Below are 21324 nucleotides of genomic sequence, written 5' to 3' on the forward strand. Positions count from 1 at the left end.
TAATCAATGGCATTGTCAAACACAAAAAGTTCTGCCACTAAGGCGCTAAGACACTAAGATTGAAAAATAGCTTTACCTCCAAGTCATAAAGACACAGAGATTAAAAAACAAAAACTTTGCGCCTTCGCGCCTTTGCGGCAAAAAAAACCAAAAAAAACCTTTGCAACTTTGTCCCTCTCCAACTTTGCACCTTCCAAGCAAAAACATATCTTTACAAAATGGTATTAGTAACTGGAGGAACTGGTTTAGTCGGCGCACATTTATTACTTCATTTAATTGAAAATGGAGAAAATGTTCGGGCAATTTATAGAACCAAAAACAATATTCAGAAAACAAAATCGGTTTTTGATTTTTATAAAAAAGCGGATTTGTTTAAAAAAATTAATTGGCTTGAAGCCAATATTCTAGACATACCTTCTCTTGAAATTGCTTTTATCGATATCAAACAAGTATATCATTGCGCAGCTTTTATTTCGTTTGAACCAAAAGACGAAGAAATCCTTAGAAAAACCAATATCGAAGGAACCGCCAACATCGTGAATTTTGCTATTGCCAAAGAAGTAGAAAAGTTTTGCTACATCAGTTCGATTGCTGCTTTAGGAGATATTGCTCCGCACGAAACACACATTACAGAAGAAACAGATTGGAATCCTGAAAAACCGCATAGCGATTACGCCATTTCTAAATATGGTGCAGAAATGGAAGTCTGGCGCGGACATCAAGAAGGCTTAAATGTCATTATTGTAAATCCGGGAGTTATTTTAGGCCCGCCAAAAATGATGGATATTTTTGACGAAGGAAGTAGCGAAATCTATCGAAAAGTTTCCAAAGGACTTCAGTTCTACACACTCGGAAGCACTGGTTTTATCTCGGTTGATGATGTTGTCAAAACGAGTTTTAATTTGATGAAAAGTGAAATAAAAAACGAACGTTTCACCCTTATCTCAGACAACATTGTTTTTAAAGACCTTTTAAACACCGTTTCAGATGCTTTAAAAGTAAAAAGACCGCATATTCATGCAAAGCCTTTCCTGATGAATGTATTATGGATTGCTGACGGAATATTTTCTACTTTATTTTTCAGAAAAAGAAGCATTACAAAAGCGACAGCAAAAGCTTCGTACTCCAAGAATTTGTATAGTAATGAAAAAATAAAAACCGCCCTAGGAACGGTTTTCACTGATATTCATCAATATATTAAAGACAGCGCTAAACTATAGTTTTTTCGTTCTGTCTCTCATCTGCATGCGAGCTCTTCTTATAGAATCGTCATTAACTTTAGGAGCTGGTTTTTGAATAGAATCTTTTGAAGCTCCTTTAGCAGCCTTCTTTTTGCTTTCCTTAGCTGCTTTTTTCTCATCAATTTTGGCTAAAGAATCTGCTGCTCTTTGAACTACAGAAATTCTTTTATTTACCTCATCAAACATGTCTTTATAACTTTCATAATCTGAAGCATAATACATATTGTTTTGAGCAAATTGAAGACTGTCTACTTTATATTTTTTTAGAATAAACTTCGTCGGATCATTTTCTATCGAGTCCAAAGACAATGGTTTCTGATATCTCATTGCTTCCAAAAGAGATAAATCATACATAATATCAATCATCTTACCTTTCTCAATAAGCTTTGCAGGCTGTTTTACAATCTCCTTTTTACAGCTTATAGAAAGAAATAAAACCAATATTATTACTATAAAATTCTTCATAGTTACTTTTTATCTGTCAAACAATAATCTTTTACCCGCTTTGGTATCTTTTACTTTGAAGTTATTATAAACCAATTCACCGTTTACAAAAGTATGCGTAATTCTAGATTTAAAAGTATATCCTTCAAACGGAGACCATCCGCATTTGTATAAAATATTTTCTGATTTCACGCTCCAAGGCAAACTCGGATTTACGATTACTAAATCGGCGTGGTATCCTTCTCTGATAAAACCTCTTTTTTCAATTTTGAAAATCTTAGCTGGATTGTGGCACATTTTCTCCACGATTTTCTCCACCGTAATTTTCCCTTGATGATGCGCTTCGAACATTGCTACAACTGCATGTTGAACAAGTGGCCCTCCAGAAGGCGCATTCAAATAAGATTGCATTTTTTCTTCTTTTGTATGAGGCGCGTGATCTGTTGCAATTACATCAATTCTTCCGTCATTTAAAGCTTTCCAAAGTTCTGCACGATCTTCGGCAGTTTTAACCGCAGGATTCCATTTAATGAAATTTCCTTTTGTTTTATAATCTTCATCTGTAAACCAAAGGTGGTGTACACAAACCTCAGCCGTGATTTTTTTATCTTCTAACGGAATTTTATTCGTAAACAATTCCATTTCTTTCGCAGTAGAAAGATGGAAAATATGCAATCTAGCTCCAGTACGTTTTGCTAAAGCTACGGCTTTTGAAGAAGAAATATAACAAGCCTCAGCACTTCTGATTAAGTTGTGCGCCGTTACCGGAACATCGTCACCATATTGTTCTCTAAAAGCGGCAAGATTATTTTTAATAGTAGTTTCATCTTCGCAGTGAACTGCAATTAACATTGGCGTACTTGAAAAAATCTTTTCTAAAACCGCTTCATTATCAACCAACATATTTCCTGTTGACGAACCTAAGAAAATTTTAATTCCGGCAACATTTTTTGGATTTGTTTTTAAAACTTCTTCCAAATTATCGTTGGTTGCTCCCATCATAAACGAATAATTCGCAAATGATTTTTGAGAAGCAATTTGATATTTATCTTCTAATATTTCCTGCGTAACCGCATTCGGAACCGTATTTGGCTGTTCGATGAAAGAAGTAATTCCACCCGCAACTGCAGCGCGAGATTCTGATTCGATATCTCCTTTATGCGTTAAACCTGGTTCTCTAAAATGCACTTGGTCGTCTATCGCGCCCGGCATTAAATAATTCCCTTCAGCATCAATTACAATACAATCTGAAGTTTTTAATGAAATGCTGTCTGCAATTTCAACAATCAAATCGTTTTCAATTAAAACATCACCTTCAAAAATTGTCCCTTCGTTTACAATTTTGGCATTCTTTATTAAAATCCTGTTCATTTCGGTTGGTTTATAATGAATTGACTAATTTTCTTAATCTAAGCGAAATCACTCCAAGTATAGCTTCTTTAATAATGGCATTACTCATTTTAGAAACTCCTTTTGTTCTATCTGTAAAAATAATTGGGACTTCGGTAATTTGGAATTTAGCACAATAGGTTCTGTACTTCATCTCGATTTGAAACGCATATCCAACAAATTTTATTTTGTTCAGATTGATTTTTTCTAAAACCTCTCTTTTGTAACAAACAAAACCTGCTGTTGCATCGTGAATTTTCATTCCAGTAATAAATTTTACGTAAACAGATGCGAAATAAGACATCAAAACACGGCTTAAAGGCCAGTTTACAACATTTACTCCCGTTACATAACGAGAACCGATGGCAAGATCTGCTCCTCCAAAATGGCAAGCGTCATACAATTTTTCCAAATCGTTCGGGTTATGCGAAAAATCGGCATCCATTTCAAAAATAAATTGATAGTCACGTTCCAAAGCCCATTTAAAGCCATGAACATAAGCGGTTCCCAATCCAGATTTTTTTGCTCTTTGCTCTAAAAAAAGTTTTCCTGGAAATTCTTCCTGTAAAGCGATCACTTTTTTAGCGGTTTGATCTGGAGAATTATCATCTATAATTAACAGATGAAAAGGTTTATGCTGCGAAAGTACAGCTCTTACTATACTTTCTACGTTTTCAATTTCGTTATATGTGGGAATTATGACAATGCTATCATTCATTTTTTTCTCGGTAATTTCACCGCAAAAGTAAACTTTTTATAGCATTTGATTCATAATAAATATATAATAAAAGTATTGCATCAAAAAATTACTAATTTTGTATCGCTATGATTGAACAACTTCATCCTCGAATAATTGAAAACAAAGACTGGGCTACACTTTTATTTGTGGTGACCTTTGCCGTTGTTGCCATGACAAAATCTGCTTACGAAACAAGATTTAGTGAATTTAGTAAACTTATTTTTTCTGATAAATACGCTAAAATTTATCGAGACAATAGCCACATGAAAAACAGCTTTACAGTTGGTTTGTTTTTTGTGCAAGTTGTATCTTTTGCCTTTTTTATTCTGCTTACGATGAATATTTTTGGTCATGCATCAAAAACCGACTGGATTTTGTTTATTCAGATTGCTACTTTTCTGCTTTATTTCATTTTAGGAAAATATTTAATCGAAAAAATTGTAGCAGCTTCATTCAATATTGACGACTTTGTAGAGCTATTCAACCTGCAAAAAGTAACTTACAGGACTTATATTGGCGTTTTAATCCTTCCAATCAACGCAGTTTTGTTTTATTATAACAATATTCCACAGATTATTCCGTTAGCAATCATCGGTATTTCCTTGTGTATTAGCGTATACTCCTACTTTATTTCAATTAAAACGTATCAAAACGTAATTATCGGCAAGTTATTTTATTTTATTTTATATCTTTGCGCTCTTGAAATAGCCCCTTATTATTTTCTTTATTATTGGATTACAAAAGGGAGTGCTTAGAAAATATTTATAATATGAAAGTGAAAACAATTTTGGTGTCACAGCCTGAACCTAAAGTGGAGAATTCTCCTTACTTTGAGCTCCAACAAAAACACAAAATAAAAATTGATTTCAGACCATTTATTCATGTAGAAGGGGTTAGCGCAAAAGAGATTCGATTACAAAAAATCGATCTTAATCATTACACTGCGATCATTTTAACAAGTCGAAATGCTGTAGATCATTTTTTTAGAGTTGCTGATGAAATGCGTTACAAAGTTCCAGAAGGGTTGAAATATTTTTGTCAATCTGAGGCGGTTGCGTTTTACCTTCAAAAGTATGTTGTGTACAGAAAACGTAAGATTTACGTTGGAGCAAAAGATTTTGCAGATTTATCTCCGCTAATTAAGAAGTACAAAGACGAGAAGTTTTTGCTTCCTGCATCTGACCAATTAAATGCAGATGCTCCTGTTACATTAAACAGTTTAAAAGTAGATTGGGCACAAGCTATTTTTTACAGAACTGTAATGAGTGATTTATCTGATTTAGCAGACGTTTATTATGACGTTTTAGCTTTCTTCAGCCCAACAGGAATCAAATCATTGTTTAAAAACTTCCCAGACTTTAAACAAAACGATACCAGAATTGCCGTATTCGGAAGCACAACGCAAAAAGAAGCTTTAGATCATGGTTTAAGAATTGATATTCTTGCTCCAACTCCTGAAACTCCTTCTATGACAATGGCTTTAGAAAAATACGTAGCAGAAGCCAACAAAGGAAAATAACCTTTTAAAATATACAACTTTTGAAATTCCAAATTCCAAACTAACCATTTGGAGTTTGGAATTTTTGTTTTTACGGAATTCCGAACGTTTCCCAAGGTTGAAACCTTGGGCTATGTTTATATTAAGATACAATTTAAAAATTCCAAATTAATCACGACGAGTTTGGAATTTAGAATTTAAATATTGGTATTTCCTTTTTTAGAGCAATTTAACTACATTTGATTTCTATTCACAACCCAAATCTCAAAAATAGTTTCAAATTATAAGTTATGAAAATCAACTCCCTTTTAATTGAAATTGACGGAATCGACAAAGAAATCCTTCGTTATTTAATGGACGATGCCCGAAAACCAATCTTGCAAATCGCAAATAAAATCGGAATTTCTGGAGCTGCAATTCACCAGAGATTAAAAAAACTCGAACAATCTGGCGTTATTTCTGGATCTAAGTTTACCGTTAATCCAAAAGTTTTGGGTTATAACACCATGGCTTTTGTTGGAGTTTATCTGGACAAAGCTTCAAGAAACTCAGAAGCTGTAAAAGAACTCAGAAAAATCCCAGAAGTTTTAGAATGCCATTATACCACAGGAAACTGGTCGGTTTTGATTAAAATTATCTGTCGCGACAACGAACATTTGATGCAGCTTTTAAATACAAAAATTCAAGCCATTGAAGGAGTTTCAAGAACAGAGACTTTCATTTCGTTAGACCAGCAAATTGACAGACAAATTCAGCTTTAGAATTAGAAAATATGTCAATTTGATAATTAGATAATTTTTAACCTATGTTCAATAACCGCCCTGAAATTAAAACATTAATATTCGCTATAGCGTATTTTATAGTGTTCGCTCTTATAAAAACATTCCAGCCTGCCAGCCATGCTCATGTACCAAACATCAGTGATCTTTTTTTCTTATTATCGATTCCTCTAAGCATAATCTACAGCATATTTCTCCTTTACAAATTTTTCAAATCAGGAAATAAAAAATATGTAAATGCCATATTTATAGTAGCTGCTTTATGGGCTATATTTTATAATTTATTAAAATACATTATATATTAAAAACAAAACCCGACAAGTTTTAAAAACCTGTCGGGTTTGCCATAAATTATCTAATTGACTAATTATCTCAATTAACTAATTAGTTTCTCCTGCTTCCAGAATAAATCGAAATATAGTACAGCAACGTTGCGATTGAACCAATTGCCGCTACTACATAAGTTCTTGCCGCCCATTTTAGGGCATCTTTTGCGCCTGCTTGTTCTTCTTGCGTAAGCATATGTTTGTTTTCCAACCAAGCCAAAGCACGGTTACTTGCATCGTATTCTACCGGAAGCGTAATAATCGTAAACAAAGTTGTTGCTGCAAAAATCACAATTCCGACCAATAGCAATCCAGGGAAAACTTTAATCATAAGAATTCCTGCAAGTAATATCCATTGTACAAAATTAGAAGCTACGCTAACAATCGGTACTAACTTAGAGCGCATTGTTAGCCATTCGTAACCAATTGCATGTTGAACAGCATGACCGCATTCGTGCGCTGCAACTGCCGCCGCGGCTGCATTACGATGATTGTAAACTGCTTCGCTTAAATTTACTGTTTTATCTGATGGATTATAATGATCTGTTAACTGGCCTGGTGTTGAGATAACGCGAACATCTGTAATTCCGTTATCAGCAAGCATTTTTTCGGCGATTTCGCGTCCGCTCATTCCGTTTCTCAATTGCAATTTCGAATACAATTCAAATTTGCTCTTCAGCTGCGAGCTTACCAGCCAGCTGAACAACATTATAGCTCCAGCAATAATTAAATATCCTGATCCCATTTTTTTCTGTTTTTTTAGATTGATGTTTAAATTTACAAAACAAACTGCAAAATGTGAACCATTTTAACAAAATGTCATTTTGACATTTTTATACCACTTTTGACTTAATTCAGCATGTTGTTTTTGAGCAGAAAAGCAATTAATTCTGCCACATTTTTCATTTTATATTTTTGAAGAATATTTCGTCGGTGCGTTTGAACAGTTAAAAAACTTAAAAATAAATCGTCAGCTATTTCCTGAGTTGATTTTCCTTGTGAAAGCAATAATGCAATATCTCGCTCTCTTCTACTCAAAGCTGGAATCCTTTCTAAATCTTCAGACAAAGGCTGACTGATTATAGTTTTCACTTCTTCGCTAAAAACAATTTCGCCGTCAATTGCTTTGTAAATGCATTCTTTAAATTCTTCAAAAGAAGCATTTTTAAGAATATATCCGTTTCCGCCATTCTGAATAAACTGCATCACCAAACTTCTTTCAGACTGGCTGCTCATACCTATAGTTACAATTTTAGGATGTTTTTGCTTGATTGTTTTACACAAATCGACTCCATTTATTACAGGGAGAAAAATATCCATTAAAATCAAGTCTACGTTATTGTCTTCGATATAATCTAAAAGTGCAATTCCCGATTCGAATTTTTCTACAATCTCTATATTATCTAGGTCCGACAATAATCCTGCAATTCCAGAAATCACAATTGGATGATCGTCTACTATTACCGTTTTATACTTCATAATTATGATTTGGGTTATATTTTAATTCGATGTAAGTCGAAGTTCCTTTGTCCAGAACAGAATCTATTTCTAATTTTCCATTTAAAAAAGCCACACGATTTTTAATATTTCGCAAGCCCATTCCGTCTCTTTTTTCAGCATATTCAACATTAAAACCAATTCCGTTATCTTCGACCGTAATAAAAAAAACATCTTTATTCTGCGAGCAAGAAACTAGAATTTGAGAGGCTTTTGCATATTTTAAAGCATTATTTAAAAGTTCTTGAATGATTCTGAAAATCATTATTTTAAAATGCTGCGGCAAAGTTGTTTTTTTAATTAAATATTGAAATTCGATTGTGGTTTCGGCAGTAGAATGTGAAGCGCACAAATCTCTAAGCGCATGCTCGAGTCCTAATTTCATCAAACTTTCAGGCATTAAATTCTGAGAAATATTGCGAAGTTCTTTTATCGAATCATTTAGCATTCCGTTTATGTTTGGCCCGTTTTCGTTGTTTTCGCGTTCAGCAAGATTCAAATGAATTTTCAAACCAGAAAGCATACTTCCTAGTCCGTCGTGCAAATCTCTTGCAATTCTTTTTCTTTCGATTTCTTCCCCTTCAATCAAAGCATTAGAAATAGATAATTTTTGCTCGTTTTCTAAAGCTTCCAATTCTTGTTTATGATTGACTTCTTTTTGAAAACTTATCTTTTTCTGATAATTATTCCAGCTCCACAAAAACAAAACCGTCAAAAATAACACAAACGAAAGCACCGCAAAAAGCATCATATTCAAACGGTTGTTATTAACCTGCAGAACTGCTTTTTCGTTTTCAGACTGCAGCAAACCAATTTTCTTTTCACTTTCTGCTTTTTTATATTTTGCTTCAAGTTCTACAATTTCATTTTTCAGTTTCGCATCATTCAAACTATCATTAATAACATTGTATTTATTCGAATAATAATAAGCTTTCGGATATTCTTTAGTCGCATTAAAAACCTTTGACAATTCTTTATAATAGTTTTTCTTGTCTACTATAAAAGGTGTTTTTGCTATTAAATATTCTAAATTGCTTTTGGCCTTATCGTAATTTTTAAGTTTAAAAAGCACTCCATATTCTGCAAATTTCAATCGGTTTACCGCAATTGCATTATGATGGCTTTCCGCAGATTTTATTCCTTTATCAAAACTTTCTAATGCTTCGCTATGCTTATTTTGTTTGGCATAATAAATCCCTTCCGAATAAAAATAAGAATCGTTTAAGTTTGATGTCGGGTATTTTTCTAAGATTAAATATGCTTTATCAAGAATCTCTTTGGCATCATAAAAATGCTTTAGTTCTACTAAATTCTCAGCGTTTATGATATAAGTTTCCATCTTAGACTCTGCTAAAGTTGCCGATTTTTTCGTGGCACTTTCAATATATTTTTGCGCTTGGTCCAGATATTCGGCCGCTTTTTCGCGTTCCTCATTATTCATAAAAATAATGGCAACGGCTTTATTTAAAGCACTGATCAATTCGTAATCACCACTTCTTTTAGCAATCGGAATCGCTTCATTGACCAGCAATTTCATATACGCGTTTTCATTATTCTTGCGCTGCTGCATTATGCCGTAATTCTGAAGTATAACGGCGCGAAGTTTATACGCTTCTTTATTACGATATTTTTTGAGTTTCTTGTTTGCGTCTAACAAAGCTTTTTCAAAACCCTCCAAATCGCCTTTTTCGATAAAACTGTAAGCATTATAAAAAATAGAAGCGTCTCTCAAAAAAGGAAACTTAACTTTTAAACGATTTGCTTGTTCAAGATATTCTTTCGATTTTTTAGCGTCTTGAGCCATCAAAAATAGTTTTGACAATCTGAAACTATTCAAACTTTTGACACTGTCCGATTTTGTGTTTTTTGTGATTTTAACAATACTGTCAATATAAACAGAATCGTCATCTAATGAAAGAATTACTTGTGAATGCGAAATTGCAGTGAAAAATAAAAAAAATAAGTAGGCGTAGAGTTTCTTCATAAATCTGGGCATTTACTCAAAGTTATTAAAGCTTAACGACTTTCAAAAAGAAATTGCTTGCTTTTACCTGATATCAGGTAAAAAAAAATACACTTTATCAGGTATTGACCTCTCAAGACTAAGAAACTAATTTTGTTATATATCTGAATATTAATCAAAAGAATATATTATGAAATCAATTTTGAAAACTTTAGCAATTGTATTGACTCTAGCTTTTACAGCAGTTTCTTGTAGCAGTGATAATGACGATAAAGGATCTAGCTCAAGAGATATAAAATATGAAGTGACTGGTAATTACTCTGGAACACTTAGCGCGAACTACATTGAATCTGGAAATAGCGGACAAAACGTAGATATTACTTCATTGCCTTGGAGTAAAGAGTTCACAGCTTCTGCAGATACTTATGGAGGAGGAATTACAGTAAGTGGACACGGTGGAACTCCAGGTCAAACTTTAACTGTTAAGATTATTGTTGGAGGAAAAGTTCAAAAAGAAACTACTGCAACAGCAACTAATGATGGAATTATTGTAGCAGCTCCAGGATCTTTTGTTTTTGGACAATAATTAATTAAAAATTTAGAATTTAAATTTTTTTGTTTTTGGTAAAAAAGCTTCGTTTTTCACGAAGCTTTTTTTTATTCGTTTAATTGACTGCTAACCTCTTCAAATTTTCCAATTAGACTATCTATTTTATCTTGCTGTTTTTTGACTTGCTTTGGACGAAGGTAAAACCAATTAAAAAGCATCCAAAACAATGTTATTCCGTACATCAAGCTCGCTCCTGCAAGACTCAATCTGCTCGCATATTCATACAGATATAAACAAATGCCAAGTGTAAGTACGATAAAATAAAAACTCATCATTTTGGTTTGTAAAAACTGCTGTTTCTTTTTAATTAAAATCAATTTCTGCAAATACTCTTGATTGTTATGCGTAGAATCGACGTCTTTATAATCGCTCAACAATTTATTATAAACAAATACATAAACCAGCATAGCAAGAATGGTAAGCACGATTCCTATTTTAGTAGAAATAAACTGAGGCTGAAAATAGATCCAAATAAAAATTATAAGAGCACTTGTTGCCAAAAGCGTAATATTAGTTAACCACAAACAGCGCAAAGCCGTTTTTTTAAACTTACTTAATCGCGCCAGCAAATCGTTCATGTCTGGCTGACTTACGGATTGTTTTTTCCATAAATCTTTAAAATCTATATGGCTATCGTTGTTCATTTTCTTTAAATTTTTGAGTCAGTTTTTCTTTAATTCTGTGAATTTTCACTCTAACATTCGCTTCAGAAAGTCCGACGATTTTTGCAATTTCCGTTTGCTTGATATCTTCTAATTCTAACGAAATAATGATACGATCGGTTTCTGGAAGCTCAGCAATACATTTATACAAGAATTGAATCTGAGGTTCTATTGAAGTTTGTTTTTCTTCTGAAAGATGAATGGGAAGTTCTGATTTTGGAAAACGTTTCTGTTTTTCAATTTGTCTCAAGCAATTATTGGAAGCAATTCTAAAAATCCAAGTTCCAAGTGATGACTCGTTTCTAAAAGTTTTCAGCTTTTGCCAGACAATTATAAACGTTTCCTGAGCTAAATCTTGTGCAACATCGTAATCGTTCACAAAACCCATGCAAAGCCTGAAAATTCGATCCCAATACGTTTTGTAGATTTGTTCAAATTCCATTCTTACTATTTTAAAAAAGTGCTTAATTGCCCTAAATACCAAGCGGTGTCATCGTACATAATAAAATGAAGACCAGCTGTAGCATATTGAAAATTAGCAGTTTTTAAGTTTTTATACTGCCCTTCGATAGCTGGTTTTAAATTTATAAAATAAGATTCTAATAAAATTAATGCTGGACATTTAATCTGTGCGATTCTTTCTCTTAAATCAATATTGAAAAAGTCGCAATACATCTGCCCAAAAGTTGTTCGATCTGATTTCACACTCCAATCTACCACCATATCCAACTTTGATGTATCTGCTAAAAGGCTTGGCATCGTCTTTTTTTGCATATCATAAAATTGATCATTGCTCATTCCCGTCATCTGGTTTACAGCTCCCGAACAATCGTTATTTATCTTGGATTTAAAAGTTGGATCGTTTAAAGCTGCTAGACAAGGAATTGCATCTACAACCACAATTTTACTAATCAAATCTGGAAAATCTGCCGCAACAGCAAGCGCTAATCCGCCGCCCATACTGTGACCGATTAAAATTGGTTTTTGAATATTATTGTCTTTGATATAATTGGCAATTCCAGTTTTCCAGTTCTCGAACGAAGCATTCGGTTGTGGTTTTCTTCCAGCAAAACCTGCCATTGTAAGCGTGTAACAAGTAAATTCATTTTCGAATGTTGCTCTGGTTTCGTTCCAAACATCACCAGAAGATGCAAAACCAGGAATAAAAATAATGGATTGTTCTCCGCTTCCAGTTTTTAAAACTTCAAACGGAAATTGTTTGGTTTGTCCGAAAACATTTAAGCATAAAGCTGAGAATAAAAATGCAATAATTAAGATGATATACTTTTTCATTTTTAATAGTTTTAAGTTGTTAATTAAATCGGATCCGTGCTTTTGATACGACAACTATTAAAATGTTACAACGGAATTTAAAATTTCAATAAAAAAATTCCAAATCCCAATGTTTGCGGGTGTTTTTAACCGCAAATACCGCGAAGTTTTTTGCTCGCAAAGGCGCAAGGACGCAAAGTTTTTGCCACGAATTTCACGAATGGCTCGAATTTAATTTGTGGAAATTAGTACAATTCGTGGCGAAAAAAAAATCCCAAACTCCAATCGTAAAATTGGAATTTGGGATTTAATCCCGATAGCTATCGGGATGGAATTTATTTGGTTAGCCAACCAAATTGATGATTTTTCCAGGAACAATAATCACTTTATTTGGTGTTCTACCGTCTAATTGTTTTTGAGTTCTTTCGTCTTTCATAACGATTTCTTCGATTTGTTCTTTGGTTAAATCCAAAGGCAATTCGATTGTGAAACGCATTTTTCCGTTGAAAGAAACTGGATATTCTTTATTAGTTTCAACTAAATGTTTTTCTTCAAAAATTGGGAACGCAACATCAGAAATTGACGTTGTGTGTCCTAATTGCGACCATAATTCTTCAGCAATGTGCGGAGCGTATGGCGAAACCAAAATTGCTAAAGGCTCTAAAATCGCTCTTGAATGACAATTTTGAGAAGACAATTCGTTTACACAAATCATAAACTGAGAAACCGAAGTATTGAAAGAGAAATTCTCGATATCTTCTGCTACTTTTTTGATTGTTTTGTGTAACGATTTCAAGTTGTCTTTTGTTGGTTCGTCGTTGTTTACGATTAAACCATTATCATCAAAATACAATCTCCATAATTTTTTAAGGAAACCAAAAACTCCTGAAATTCCAGCCGTATTCCAAGGTTTTGCTTGCTCTAATGGGCCTAAGAACATTTCGTATAAACGCAATGTATCAGCACCATATTCTGCGCAAATATCATCTGGAGTTACCACATTATAGTATGATTTTGACATTTTCTCAACCTCACGACCTACAATGTATTTTCCGTTTTCCTCGCAAACAAATTCCGCATTTTTATACTCTTCTCGCCAATTTTTAAATTTATTAATATCTAATTCATCAGAAGCATTTACAAAATTAACATCTGTTCTAATTTTAACAATGTTAAAAGATACACCATTACTAATTATGTCTGCATAATCAGGAAATTTCAATTTCAATGCATCATCAATATCTGGAAAAAAAGAAGAAATTATCAATTCTCCTTTACCAAAATCGCCAGAAGGAAATAGGGCACTTTTTCCATAATTTAAAGAAATAAAAACTTTGTTGCTATATTTTTCTACAAACTCCTGTACCTTTTCTTTTTCTGCATCGCTAAATTTAATTTCTGCTATTGCATTTCCGATGCTTTCTGTATAATCATCAAAGTTAAGTCTATAAACATAAGCCGTCGTTCCTAAAATCATTCCCTGATTGATCAGTTTTTTGAATGGCTCTTCAGTTGGAGCCAAACCTTTATCTTTCAAGAATTTGTTCCAGAAACGAGAATACAATAAGTGACCTGTTGCGTGCTCACTTCCTCCGATGTATAAATCTACACTTTCCCAGTAAGCCAAAGCTTCTTTGCTTGCAAATTCATTTTCGTTGTGCGCGTCCATGTAACGCATCCAATACCATGAACTTCCTGCCCAACCTGGCATTGTGTTTAATTCTAAAGGAAAAATCGAAACATTGTCAACCAAATCAGTATTCACAACTTTGTTTTGGTTAGTATCCCAAGCCCAAACTGCAGCGTTCCCTAATGGTGGCAATCCGTCTTCAGTTGGCAAATATTTCTCCACTTCTGGCAAAATAATTGGCAAGTGTTGAGCATCAATCATTTTTGGAAGTCCATTCACATAATAAACTGGGAATGGCTCACCCCAATAACGCTGACGAGAGAAAACAGCATCACGCAAACGGTAATTAGTTTTTCCAGTTCCCTGACCAATTTCTTCTAGTTTAGCGATTGCTTTTTTAGTTCCTTCTTTATAATTTAATCCGTTTAAGAAATCAGAATTTGCGATTTCAACGTTGTCTTTTGATCCGTAAGCAGCTTCAGAAATATCCACATTTGCGAAGATATTTTTGATTTCCTGCATTCCGTTTTGACCTTTAAAGAAATTAGCAAAAGCATAATCTCTTTCGTCACCGCAAGGAACCGCCATAACCGCTCCTGTTCCGTAACCTGCCAAAACATAATCTCCAATCCAAACCGGAATTGGTTCTTTTGTGAACGGATGCTCAGCATAAGCTCCAGTAAATACTCCAGAAATAGTTTTTACATCAGCCATACGCTCACGCTCAGAACGTTTCGAAGTTTTTTCGATATACGCTTCAACTTCTGCTTTTTGTTCTGGAGTTGTAATTTTCGCAACCAAATCATGCTCTGGCGCTAAAGTCATAAACGTTACTCCAAAAATAGTATCAGGTCTTGTAGTAAATACATCAATTACTTCGTCGTGATTTTTCACTTTAAAAGTAACCATCGCCCCAACTGATTTTCCAATCCAGTTTCTTTGTGATTCTTTGATCGATTCACTCCAATCAATTGAATTTAAGCCATCAAGCAAACGTTCGGCATAAGCAGAAATTCTCATGCTCCACTGTGTCATTTTTTTTCTTATAACAGGAAAGCCTCCACGCTCAGAAACTCCGTTTACGATTTCATCATTTGCCAAAACAGTTCCTAAACCAGGACACCAGTTTACTTCTGTTTCTGCCAAATATGTTAATCTGTATTGAAGTAATATTTTTTCTTGTTCGTCATCCGAAAACGAGTTCCATTCGCTTGACGAAAAAGCAATAATATTTTCATCCGAAACTGCGTTTACATTTGCATTTCCTTCTTTTTCAAAAATGGAAACCAAAGTCGAAATATCTTCGGCTTTATCTGAATTTTTATTGTACCAAGAATTGAACAATTGAATAAAGATCCATTGTGTATGTTTGTAATAATCCGGATTTGAGGTACGAACTTCACGTCCCCAGTCAAAAGAGAATCCGATTTTATCTAATTGTTTTCTGTAACCAGCGATTTGTTTTCCTTCTTTATCTACTCCACCGTCAATATTTACGCGAGTTGTATCTTCTGGACGTTGACCTGTTTGAATTGCATATTGCTCTGCTGGCAATCCGAAACTATCGTATCCCATCGGGTGTAAAACATTGAATCCTTGGTGTCTTTTGAAACGAGAATAAACATCTGAAGCAATATAACCCAGCGGATGCCCAACATGCAGTCCTGCTCCTGACGGATAAGGAAACATGTCTAAAACATAATGCTTCGGTTTTTCAGAATTGTTTTTGGCAGCAAAAGTTTCATTTTCTGCCCAATACTTCTGCCATTTGGCGTCTATTTCGTTTGGATTGTATTTCATTTTTTAAGGTTCAAAGTTGCAAAGTGACAAAGGCTCTAAGGTTTTCTCACTTTGTGAATTATGGCGCAAATTTACATTTATTGCGCATTGTACCAAAGCTATTTCATTGACAAACAAATAAAATAACAAATTACGTATTTCAAATTACGTAAAAATACTTATGTTTGCATTAATATTACGTAGTTTTAAATTGTTTTTAGATTATCTTTCAATATAATGAGAGAATCATTTTACAAAAATTAGCTATTTTTACAAATAAGCAATAATTAAATGAGCAGCAATAAAAAATATTCGATTGAAGTCCGTGTTTGGATTGAAGAAGCCGAAGGTGCATTTCTCGGAATTGGAAAAATCTGGCTTCTTGAAAACATCAAGAAAACGGGATCGATTACGAATGCTGCGAAAGAAATGAAAATGGCGTATCGTCAGGCTTGGCAATTGGTTGAAGAAATGAATCAGCGTGCAGAAAAACCATTAGTAGAAAAATTATTGGGCGGAAAAGGCGGTGGTGGCGCAAAGTTGACCGAAGCTGGAGAAAAAGCTATCGAAGTTTTTTATGAGGTCGAAAAACGAATTAAAGATTTTGCTCAGAAAGAAACCCAAAATTTAAAATTTTAAACTCAATTTATTTATAAAAAAAACAACTAACCAAAAAACCATTTTTTCAACCATCAGTATTCATTTTAAAACATACTGAAATTAACAGCCAAAAACCATGAACCAAAAACTGTATTTAATTTTTGTTTTTATAGGCCTTAAAAGTTTTTCTCAAGTCCAAAACACGAAAATACGGGACAGCATTAAAAAAGAAGAATTGAACGAAATTGTCATTACAGCATCACGCCGTTCTGAAAAATTAATGCATTCCCCTATTAGTATCGAACAGTTAAAATCGGCGGAAGCCAAAGCAATGGGATCGCCAAGCATTTATGAAGCGCTCGAAAATGTAAAAGGCGTTCAGATTATTACGCCAAGTTTGGGGTTTAAAGTCATCAATACAAGAGGTTTTGCCAATTCTACCAACGTGAGATTTGCTCAATTAGTAGATGGAATCGACAATCAGGCTCCACATCTTGGAGCACCAATTGCAAATGCACTTGGCGCAAATGATTTGGATATTGACAAAATCGAAATTATTCCCGGAACTGCAGCCGCACTTTACGGAATGAACGCTATTAACGGTTTGGCAAATATTCAAACCAAAAATCCTTTTGAGTATGAAGGCGTGAGTATTCAGCAATTGACAGGTGTCAATCATGTTGGCAATGTGGATCGATTTTCGCCAAAAATATACTCTCAGTTTAATATGAGATTTGCCAAAGTGCTAAGCGAAAAATTTGCTTTTAAAGTGAATGCTTCGACAACTGGCGGAACAGATTGGGTTGCCGATGACAGAACCGATTTAGCACCAAACGCCAACGCTTCAACTGGTTTATTTGGAGCAGATAATCCTGCTTATGATGAAGTAAACGGTTACGGAAATGAATCGGCAAACCGTAAAACATTAAATCTGAATGGCAAAAATTATGTTGTTGCCAGAACAGGTTATCGCGAAACTGACATTTCAGATTATGGAATTAAAAACTACAAAGCAGATTTAGGCTTGTATTTTCGTCCAAAAAAAGATCATGAACTTTCTGTAACTTATAAAACTGCTCTTATCAATACGATTTATCAGCGTTCGAACCGATTTAGATTGGACAATTATACTTTAAATCAATTTGCTGCCGATTATCATACGCCGATTTTTCAAGTGAAAGCTTATGCAACGACTGAAAATACTGGAGATTCATACAACATGCGTTCTTTGGCAGAAAACATGGATCGCGCTTATAAATCGGATGATAAATGGTTTGCCGATTATAGCACAGCTTATAAAAATGCTGTTGCGGGTGGAGCAAGTATTGCCGATGCGCACAGAATGGCCAGAACACAATCTGATGCTGGGAGATTTTTACCTGGAACTGAAGCTTATGAAACCAAAAAAGCAGAATTAATCGACATCAACAATTGGGATATTGGCGCGGCACTTCGCGTAAAATCGACTTTAGTTCATGGCGAAGGATTGATCAATTGGGATAAAGCTTTTGTTTCTTTTTTCGAAAAAATCGATGCTAAATTGTTGAGCGGTGTCGATTACAGAAATTATATTATTGTTCCAGACGGAAATTATTTCATTAATCCCGTTCATGCTGATGAAAATCTGACGTATCAAAAAACTGGCGCTTTCACGCAAGTGACCAAAGATTTTTTCTCTGATAAATTACGTTTAGGCGCAACTGTCAGAATGGACAAAGCCGATTATTTTGATGCAAAATTCACCCCTCAATTTACAGCGGTTTATTCTCCAAAAGAAAGTCTGAATTTTAGAGCTTCTTACCAAAACGGTTATCGTTTTCCAAGTATTTTTGAAGGATTTTCGAATGTGAATTCAGGTGGAGTAAAACGCGTTGGAGGTCTAAGAATTATGTCTGATGGTGTTTTTGAAAATTCTTTTACCAAAGCTTCAATCGATAAATTTCAGGCGCAAGTTAACAGCGACGTCAATACACTTGGTTTGACTCAGGCGCAAGCCATTGAAAAAAATAAAAATACGATTCAGAAAAATCCGTACACGTATTTGGAACCTGAATTTGTAAAATCGTTTGAAGTTGGTTTTAGAGGAATGGCATTAAACAAAAACCTTTTTATTGATGCCGATTTCTATTACAACTCTTACAAAAATTTCATTGCTCAAGTTGAAGCCAGCATTCCGAATACGCAAGATCCAAACTTGATTCCGACGTCTTTGTATTCCAGAAACACACAAAACCGCTATCGTTTATGGACCAATTCTAAAAGTAAAATTTACAATTACGGAGGAAGTTTAGGTTTAAGGTATCGATTTGATCAGACTTTCAGTGCGTTGACGAATTTAACGTACACTAAACTAGATCGAACTGACGATAAAGACGGTTTAGAAGACGGTTTCAACACGCCCGAATTTAACGTAAACGGAACTTTAATGGCTCAAAATATCTGGAAAAATCTTGGTGCAAGTGTAACGGCACGTTATCAAAACAACTTTGATTATGTTTCTTTCTTGGTTAGCGGAACCGTTCCTGCTTATTGGACAATGGATGCGCAGGTAAATTACGCTTTCAAAAAAGGAATTTCTGCTAAATTGGGTGGAACAAACATTCTCAACAAACCTTACACATCAATTCTTGGCGGACCATCGATTGGCGGATTATATTATTTGTCTCTTGTTTGGGAAACACGTAAAATTTAAAAAAGCAATAATCAATAAATCTATTTTCAACCAGCAGTATTCATTTTAAAACATACTGAAAAAACTATTTTTATGAAACCAAAATTATTAGTCTTTCTGCTCTTTCCGCTCATCGGATTTGCACAGCAAAACAATTCAAAAACCGCAGATTCGCTCAAAATTTCAAACGTCTTTAATCTTGGAGAAGTCGTTATTACCAATCATCAAAATAAAGACACTTTAAACCGAATAACTTCAAAAGCTATGGAATCTCAAAACAAAATGGAGGTTTCAAAAGCTTTGAATATGTTGCCTGGAGTTAGCTTAACGGCTTCTGGACCAAGAAATGAATCTATGGTTTCCATTCGTGGTTTCGATTTAAGACAAGTTCCCGTTTATATGGACGGAATTCCAGTTTATGTTCCTTATGATGGTTATGTAGATTTGGCGAGATTTACCACTTTTGATTTGGCCGCAGTCGATGTTTCAAAAGGATTTTCATCTGTGCTTTATGGCCCAAATTCGCTTGGAGGCGCAATCAATTTGGTTTCTAGAAAGCCTTCTAAAAAATTGGAATACGATGGTTCTTTAGGAATGATTAACGAAAATGGTTATCGAGGAAATGTAAATATTGGTTCGAACATTGGGAAATTTTATTTTCAAGGAGGTTTCTCTTATTTAGATCGAAATTCTACCAGAATGTCTTCGAATTTTATTCCGACAGCAAATGAAAACGGCGGACAAAGAGATAATTCGTATCGAACAGATCAAAAAATTAGCTTCAAAGTTGGATGGACTCCGAATGAAAAAAGCGAATATGCAATTGGCTACATCAATCAGCAAGGCGAAAAAGGAAATCCAGTTTATACGGGTTATGACACACAAAATTCACTTTTGCTAAGACCTCGTTACTGGCAATGGCCAAACTGGGATAAAGAAAGTTTTTATTTTATTTCGAATTCTGCTTTTGATGATAAAAACAGTTTCAAAACGAGATTATATTTTGACCGATTTAACAATACACTAAACAGTTACGACGACGCCACTTATTCGACACAAACAAGACCGTATGCTTTTCAAAGCATTTACAACGACTATACTTTTGGAGGAAACTTAGAATATAACACCAAAATAATTCCGAAAAATGATTTAAAAATTGCTTTTCATTTTAAAGAAGATGTTCATAGAGAAAATAATCTTGGCGAGCCCGTTCGTCATTTTATAGACAATACCGTTTTAATTGGAATTGAAGATGTTTACAAAGTCAGTTCAAAATTTACTGTAATTCCAGGAATTAGTTACAACATTCGAAAAAACAATGAAGCCGAAGATTACAACAGTACGACAAAAGCAATTTCAGATTTTCCAGATGCGGGAGCAAGTGATGCTTTTAATGCGCAAGTTGGATTTTTCTATCAATTAAATAAAGACCAAAAACTGGGCGCGACCGTTTCTCAGAAAACTAGATTTGCAACTATCAAAGACCGATATTCTTATAGAATGGGAACTGCGATCCCAAATCCGGATTTAAAACCTGAAAAAGCCATTAATTACGAATTGAATTATACGGCAAGTCTTTTCGAGAAAATCACTTTTCAAACAGCGCTTTTCTACAGTTCGCTTTCAGATGCTATTTTGAGCGTAAGCAATGTTGAACCAGGAAAATCGCAAATGCAGAATTTTGGCGAAGCCGATTATAAAGGAATCGAAGCGCAGTTAAATTATACTATTTTAGACAATCTATCGCTGAATTTGAATTATACGTACATCGAAAGAAAAAACATCACGAATCCAAATATTCATTTTACAGACGTTCCGAACACGAAAGTAATGGGAACTTTAGAATATAGTCCGATTAAAATTCTTCGATTAATTGCTAATGCAGAATTTAATTCGCCACGTTTTAGCACAAGTTATGGCGCAAGAGTTCCAGATTATACACTTCTAAATCTATATGCTTCAGGAAAAATTTCTAAAAATTTCAGTCTTGACGCTGGTCTAAATAATATTTTCGATAGAAATTATAGTCTTGTAGAAGGTTATCCAGAAGAAGGACGTAACTTTTTTGTGACACTTCGTTTTTTTAAATAGTTTTTTTCAAGGTTCTAAGATTCTGAGATACTAAGTTTTTTTCTACTGACACTTATCAAAGTTCGCAAAGCTTTTATTCGAAAGCTTTGCGAACTTTGCGTTTTTACAAATCACTCGAATTGAAAAAATCTTT

At 34.2% G+C, this 21324-nt stretch carries 18 protein-coding genes; 8 read left to right on the forward strand and 10 right to left on the reverse strand.

What is annotated here, in order from left to right:
• Window positions 1–218: 218 nt before the first annotated feature.
• Window positions 219–1220 carry an NAD-dependent epimerase/dehydratase family protein gene (locus tag ACE01P_RS08470; RefSeq protein ID WP_379696200.1) on the forward strand — a complete coding sequence of 334 codons (1002 nt, stop codon included), beginning with the start codon at window positions 219–221 and terminating at the stop codon, window positions 1218–1220.
• On the opposite strand, the gene ACE01P_RS08475 is transcribed toward ACE01P_RS08470, so the two are convergent.
• Genes ACE01P_RS08475 through ACE01P_RS08485 form a run of 3 tightly spaced genes read right to left on the reverse strand, consistent with a single transcriptional unit; the run spans window position 1215 to window position 3792 of the window.
• Window positions 1215–1706, reverse strand: coding sequence for a DUF4296 domain-containing protein (locus tag ACE01P_RS08475; RefSeq protein ID WP_379696202.1), 492 nt, complete (start codon window positions 1704–1706; stop codon window positions 1215–1217). The two genes, ACE01P_RS08470 and ACE01P_RS08475, sit on opposite strands and share 6 nt — an antisense overlap.
• 9 nt (window positions 1707–1715) lie before the next feature.
• Window positions 1716–3056 (reverse strand): dihydroorotase, encoded by a 1341-nt coding sequence (locus ACE01P_RS08480; protein ID WP_379696204.1) that lies wholly within the window; start codon window positions 3054–3056, stop codon window positions 1716–1718.
• 10 nt (window positions 3057–3066) lie between these two features.
• A complete protein-coding gene (locus tag ACE01P_RS08485; RefSeq protein ID WP_379696206.1) occupies window positions 3067–3792 on the reverse strand; it encodes a polyprenol monophosphomannose synthase in 726 nt (241 codons plus the stop codon).
• Window positions 3793–3899: 107 nt separating this feature from the next.
• Between ACE01P_RS08485 and ACE01P_RS08490 the strand changes: the two genes are divergently transcribed.
• From ACE01P_RS08490 to ACE01P_RS08500, 3 genes are all read left to right on the forward strand, one after another.
• Entirely contained in the window at window positions 3900–4568 is a 669-nt protein-coding gene (locus ACE01P_RS08490) for a DUF4271 domain-containing protein (protein ID WP_379696208.1), read from the forward strand.
• Between the two features lie 14 nt (window positions 4569–4582).
• The gene (locus ACE01P_RS08495) at window positions 4583–5332 is read left to right on the forward strand and encodes a uroporphyrinogen-III synthase (protein ID WP_109190797.1); all 750 of its coding nucleotides are present in this window, start codon (window positions 4583–4585) and stop codon (window positions 5330–5332) included.
• 269 nt (window positions 5333–5601) lie between these two features.
• Complete coding sequence (locus ACE01P_RS08500) at window positions 5602–6072, forward strand: Lrp/AsnC family transcriptional regulator (RefSeq protein ID WP_008465121.1); 471 nt, start codon at window positions 5602–5604, stop codon at window positions 6070–6072.
• 402 nt (window positions 6073–6474) lie between these two features.
• Here the strand turns inward: ACE01P_RS08500 and ACE01P_RS08505 are convergent, their stop codons facing one another.
• The 3 genes from ACE01P_RS08505 to ACE01P_RS08515 all read right to left on the reverse strand — a co-directional run bounded on the left by ACE01P_RS08505 (window position 6475) and on the right by ACE01P_RS08515 (window position 9897).
• Entirely contained in the window at window positions 6475–7161 is a 687-nt protein-coding gene (locus ACE01P_RS08505; RefSeq protein WP_308852342.1) for a zinc metallopeptidase, read from the reverse strand.
• Between the two features lie 104 nt (window positions 7162–7265).
• Window positions 7266–7895 carry a response regulator gene (locus ACE01P_RS08510; RefSeq protein ID WP_379696211.1) on the reverse strand — a complete coding sequence of 210 codons (630 nt, stop codon included), beginning with the start codon at window positions 7893–7895 and terminating at the stop codon, window positions 7266–7268.
• The gene (locus ACE01P_RS08515) at window positions 7885–9897 is read right to left on the reverse strand and encodes an ATP-binding protein (RefSeq protein WP_379696213.1); all 2013 of its coding nucleotides are present in this window, start codon (window positions 9895–9897) and stop codon (window positions 7885–7887) included. The genes ACE01P_RS08510 and ACE01P_RS08515 overlap by 11 nt, the downstream gene beginning before the upstream one ends.
• 169 nt (window positions 9898–10066) lie before the next feature.
• Here ACE01P_RS08515 and ACE01P_RS08520 point away from each other — a divergent pair, with 169 nt between their 5' ends.
• Window positions 10067–10462, forward strand: coding sequence for an MmpS family transport accessory protein (locus ACE01P_RS08520; protein WP_379696216.1), 396 nt, complete (start codon window positions 10067–10069; stop codon window positions 10460–10462).
• A gap of 71 nt (window positions 10463–10533) precedes the next feature.
• Here the strand turns inward: ACE01P_RS08520 and ACE01P_RS08525 are convergent, their stop codons facing one another.
• The 4 genes from ACE01P_RS08525 to ACE01P_RS08540 all read right to left on the reverse strand — a co-directional run bounded on the left by ACE01P_RS08525 (window position 10534) and on the right by ACE01P_RS08540 (window position 15850).
• Window positions 10534–11130, reverse strand: coding sequence for a hypothetical protein (locus tag ACE01P_RS08525; RefSeq protein ID WP_379696219.1), 597 nt, complete (start codon window positions 11128–11130; stop codon window positions 10534–10536).
• Window positions 11117–11590 carry an RNA polymerase sigma factor gene (locus ACE01P_RS08530; protein WP_379696222.1) on the reverse strand — a complete coding sequence of 158 codons (474 nt, stop codon included), beginning with the start codon at window positions 11588–11590 and terminating at the stop codon, window positions 11117–11119. The genes ACE01P_RS08525 and ACE01P_RS08530 overlap by 14 nt, the downstream gene beginning before the upstream one ends.
• Before the next feature lie 5 nt (window positions 11591–11595).
• Window positions 11596–12441: an alpha/beta fold hydrolase gene (locus tag ACE01P_RS08535; protein ID WP_379696225.1), complete on the reverse strand. Its 846-nt coding sequence runs from the start codon at window positions 12439–12441 to the stop codon at window positions 11596–11598.
• Between the two features lie 322 nt (window positions 12442–12763).
• The gene (locus ACE01P_RS08540) at window positions 12764–15850 is read right to left on the reverse strand and encodes a leucine--tRNA ligase (RefSeq protein ID WP_379696228.1); all 3087 of its coding nucleotides are present in this window, start codon (window positions 15848–15850) and stop codon (window positions 12764–12766) included.
• 270 nt (window positions 15851–16120) lie between these two features.
• Between ACE01P_RS08540 and ACE01P_RS08545 the strand changes: the two genes are divergently transcribed.
• The 3 genes from ACE01P_RS08545 to ACE01P_RS08555 all read left to right on the forward strand — a co-directional run bounded on the left by ACE01P_RS08545 (window position 16121) and on the right by ACE01P_RS08555 (window position 21191).
• A complete protein-coding gene (locus ACE01P_RS08545) occupies window positions 16121–16468 on the forward strand; it encodes a winged helix-turn-helix domain-containing protein (protein ID WP_379696231.1) in 348 nt (115 codons plus the stop codon).
• Window positions 16469–16565: 97 nt separating this feature from the next.
• Window positions 16566–19121, forward strand: coding sequence for a TonB-dependent receptor (locus ACE01P_RS08550; protein WP_379696233.1), 2556 nt, complete (start codon window positions 16566–16568; stop codon window positions 19119–19121).
• Window positions 19122–19193: 72 nt separating this feature from the next.
• Window positions 19194–21191 (forward strand): TonB-dependent receptor plug domain-containing protein, encoded by a 1998-nt coding sequence (locus tag ACE01P_RS08555; protein ID WP_379696236.1) that lies wholly within the window; start codon window positions 19194–19196, stop codon window positions 21189–21191.
• Window positions 21192–21324: the final 133 nt, after the last annotated feature.

It is taken from the genome of Flavobacterium sp. HJSW_4 (assembly GCF_042436695.1).
Taxonomy (GTDB): Bacteria; Bacteroidota; Bacteroidia; order Flavobacteriales; family Flavobacteriaceae; genus Flavobacterium.

Excerpts from the sequence above, each read along its gene's own strand:
- ACE01P_RS08470 (WP_379696200.1), top strand. The coding sequence starts at position 219 with ATGGTATTAGTAACTGGAGGAACTGGTTTAGTCGGCGCACATTTATTA.
- ACE01P_RS08475 (WP_379696202.1), bottom strand. The coding sequence starts at position 1,706 with ATGAAGAATTTTATAGTAATAATATTGGTTTTATTTCTTTCTATAAGC.
- ACE01P_RS08480 (WP_379696204.1), bottom strand. The coding sequence starts at position 3,056 with ATGAACAGGATTTTAATAAAGAATGCCAAAATTGTAAACGAAGGGACA.
- ACE01P_RS08485 (WP_379696206.1), bottom strand. The coding sequence starts at position 3,792 with ATGAATGATAGCATTGTCATAATTCCCACATATAACGAAATTGAAAAC.
- ACE01P_RS08490 (WP_379696208.1), top strand. The coding sequence starts at position 3,900 with ATGATTGAACAACTTCATCCTCGAATAATTGAAAACAAAGACTGGGCT.
- ACE01P_RS08495 (WP_109190797.1), top strand. The coding sequence starts at position 4,583 with ATGAAAGTGAAAACAATTTTGGTGTCACAGCCTGAACCTAAAGTGGAG.
- ACE01P_RS08500 (WP_008465121.1), top strand. The coding sequence starts at position 5,602 with ATGAAAATCAACTCCCTTTTAATTGAAATTGACGGAATCGACAAAGAA.
- ACE01P_RS08505 (WP_308852342.1), bottom strand. The coding sequence starts at position 7,161 with ATGGGATCAGGATATTTAATTATTGCTGGAGCTATAATGTTGTTCAGC.
- ACE01P_RS08510 (WP_379696211.1), bottom strand. The coding sequence starts at position 7,895 with ATGAAGTATAAAACGGTAATAGTAGACGATCATCCAATTGTGATTTCT.
- ACE01P_RS08515 (WP_379696213.1), bottom strand. The coding sequence starts at position 9,897 with ATGAAGAAACTCTACGCCTACTTATTTTTTTTATTTTTCACTGCAATT.
- ACE01P_RS08520 (WP_379696216.1), top strand. The coding sequence starts at position 10,067 with ATGAAATCAATTTTGAAAACTTTAGCAATTGTATTGACTCTAGCTTTT.
- ACE01P_RS08525 (WP_379696219.1), bottom strand. The coding sequence starts at position 11,130 with ATGAACAACGATAGCCATATAGATTTTAAAGATTTATGGAAAAAACAA.
- ACE01P_RS08530 (WP_379696222.1), bottom strand. The coding sequence starts at position 11,590 with ATGGAATTTGAACAAATCTACAAAACGTATTGGGATCGAATTTTCAGG.
- ACE01P_RS08535 (WP_379696225.1), bottom strand. The coding sequence starts at position 12,441 with ATGAAAAAGTATATCATCTTAATTATTGCATTTTTATTCTCAGCTTTA.
- ACE01P_RS08540 (WP_379696228.1), bottom strand. The coding sequence starts at position 15,850 with ATGAAATACAATCCAAACGAAATAGACGCCAAATGGCAGAAGTATTGG.
- ACE01P_RS08545 (WP_379696231.1), top strand. The coding sequence starts at position 16,121 with ATGAGCAGCAATAAAAAATATTCGATTGAAGTCCGTGTTTGGATTGAA.
- ACE01P_RS08550 (WP_379696233.1), top strand. The coding sequence starts at position 16,566 with ATGAACCAAAAACTGTATTTAATTTTTGTTTTTATAGGCCTTAAAAGT.
- ACE01P_RS08555 (WP_379696236.1), top strand. The coding sequence starts at position 19,194 with ATGAAACCAAAATTATTAGTCTTTCTGCTCTTTCCGCTCATCGGATTT.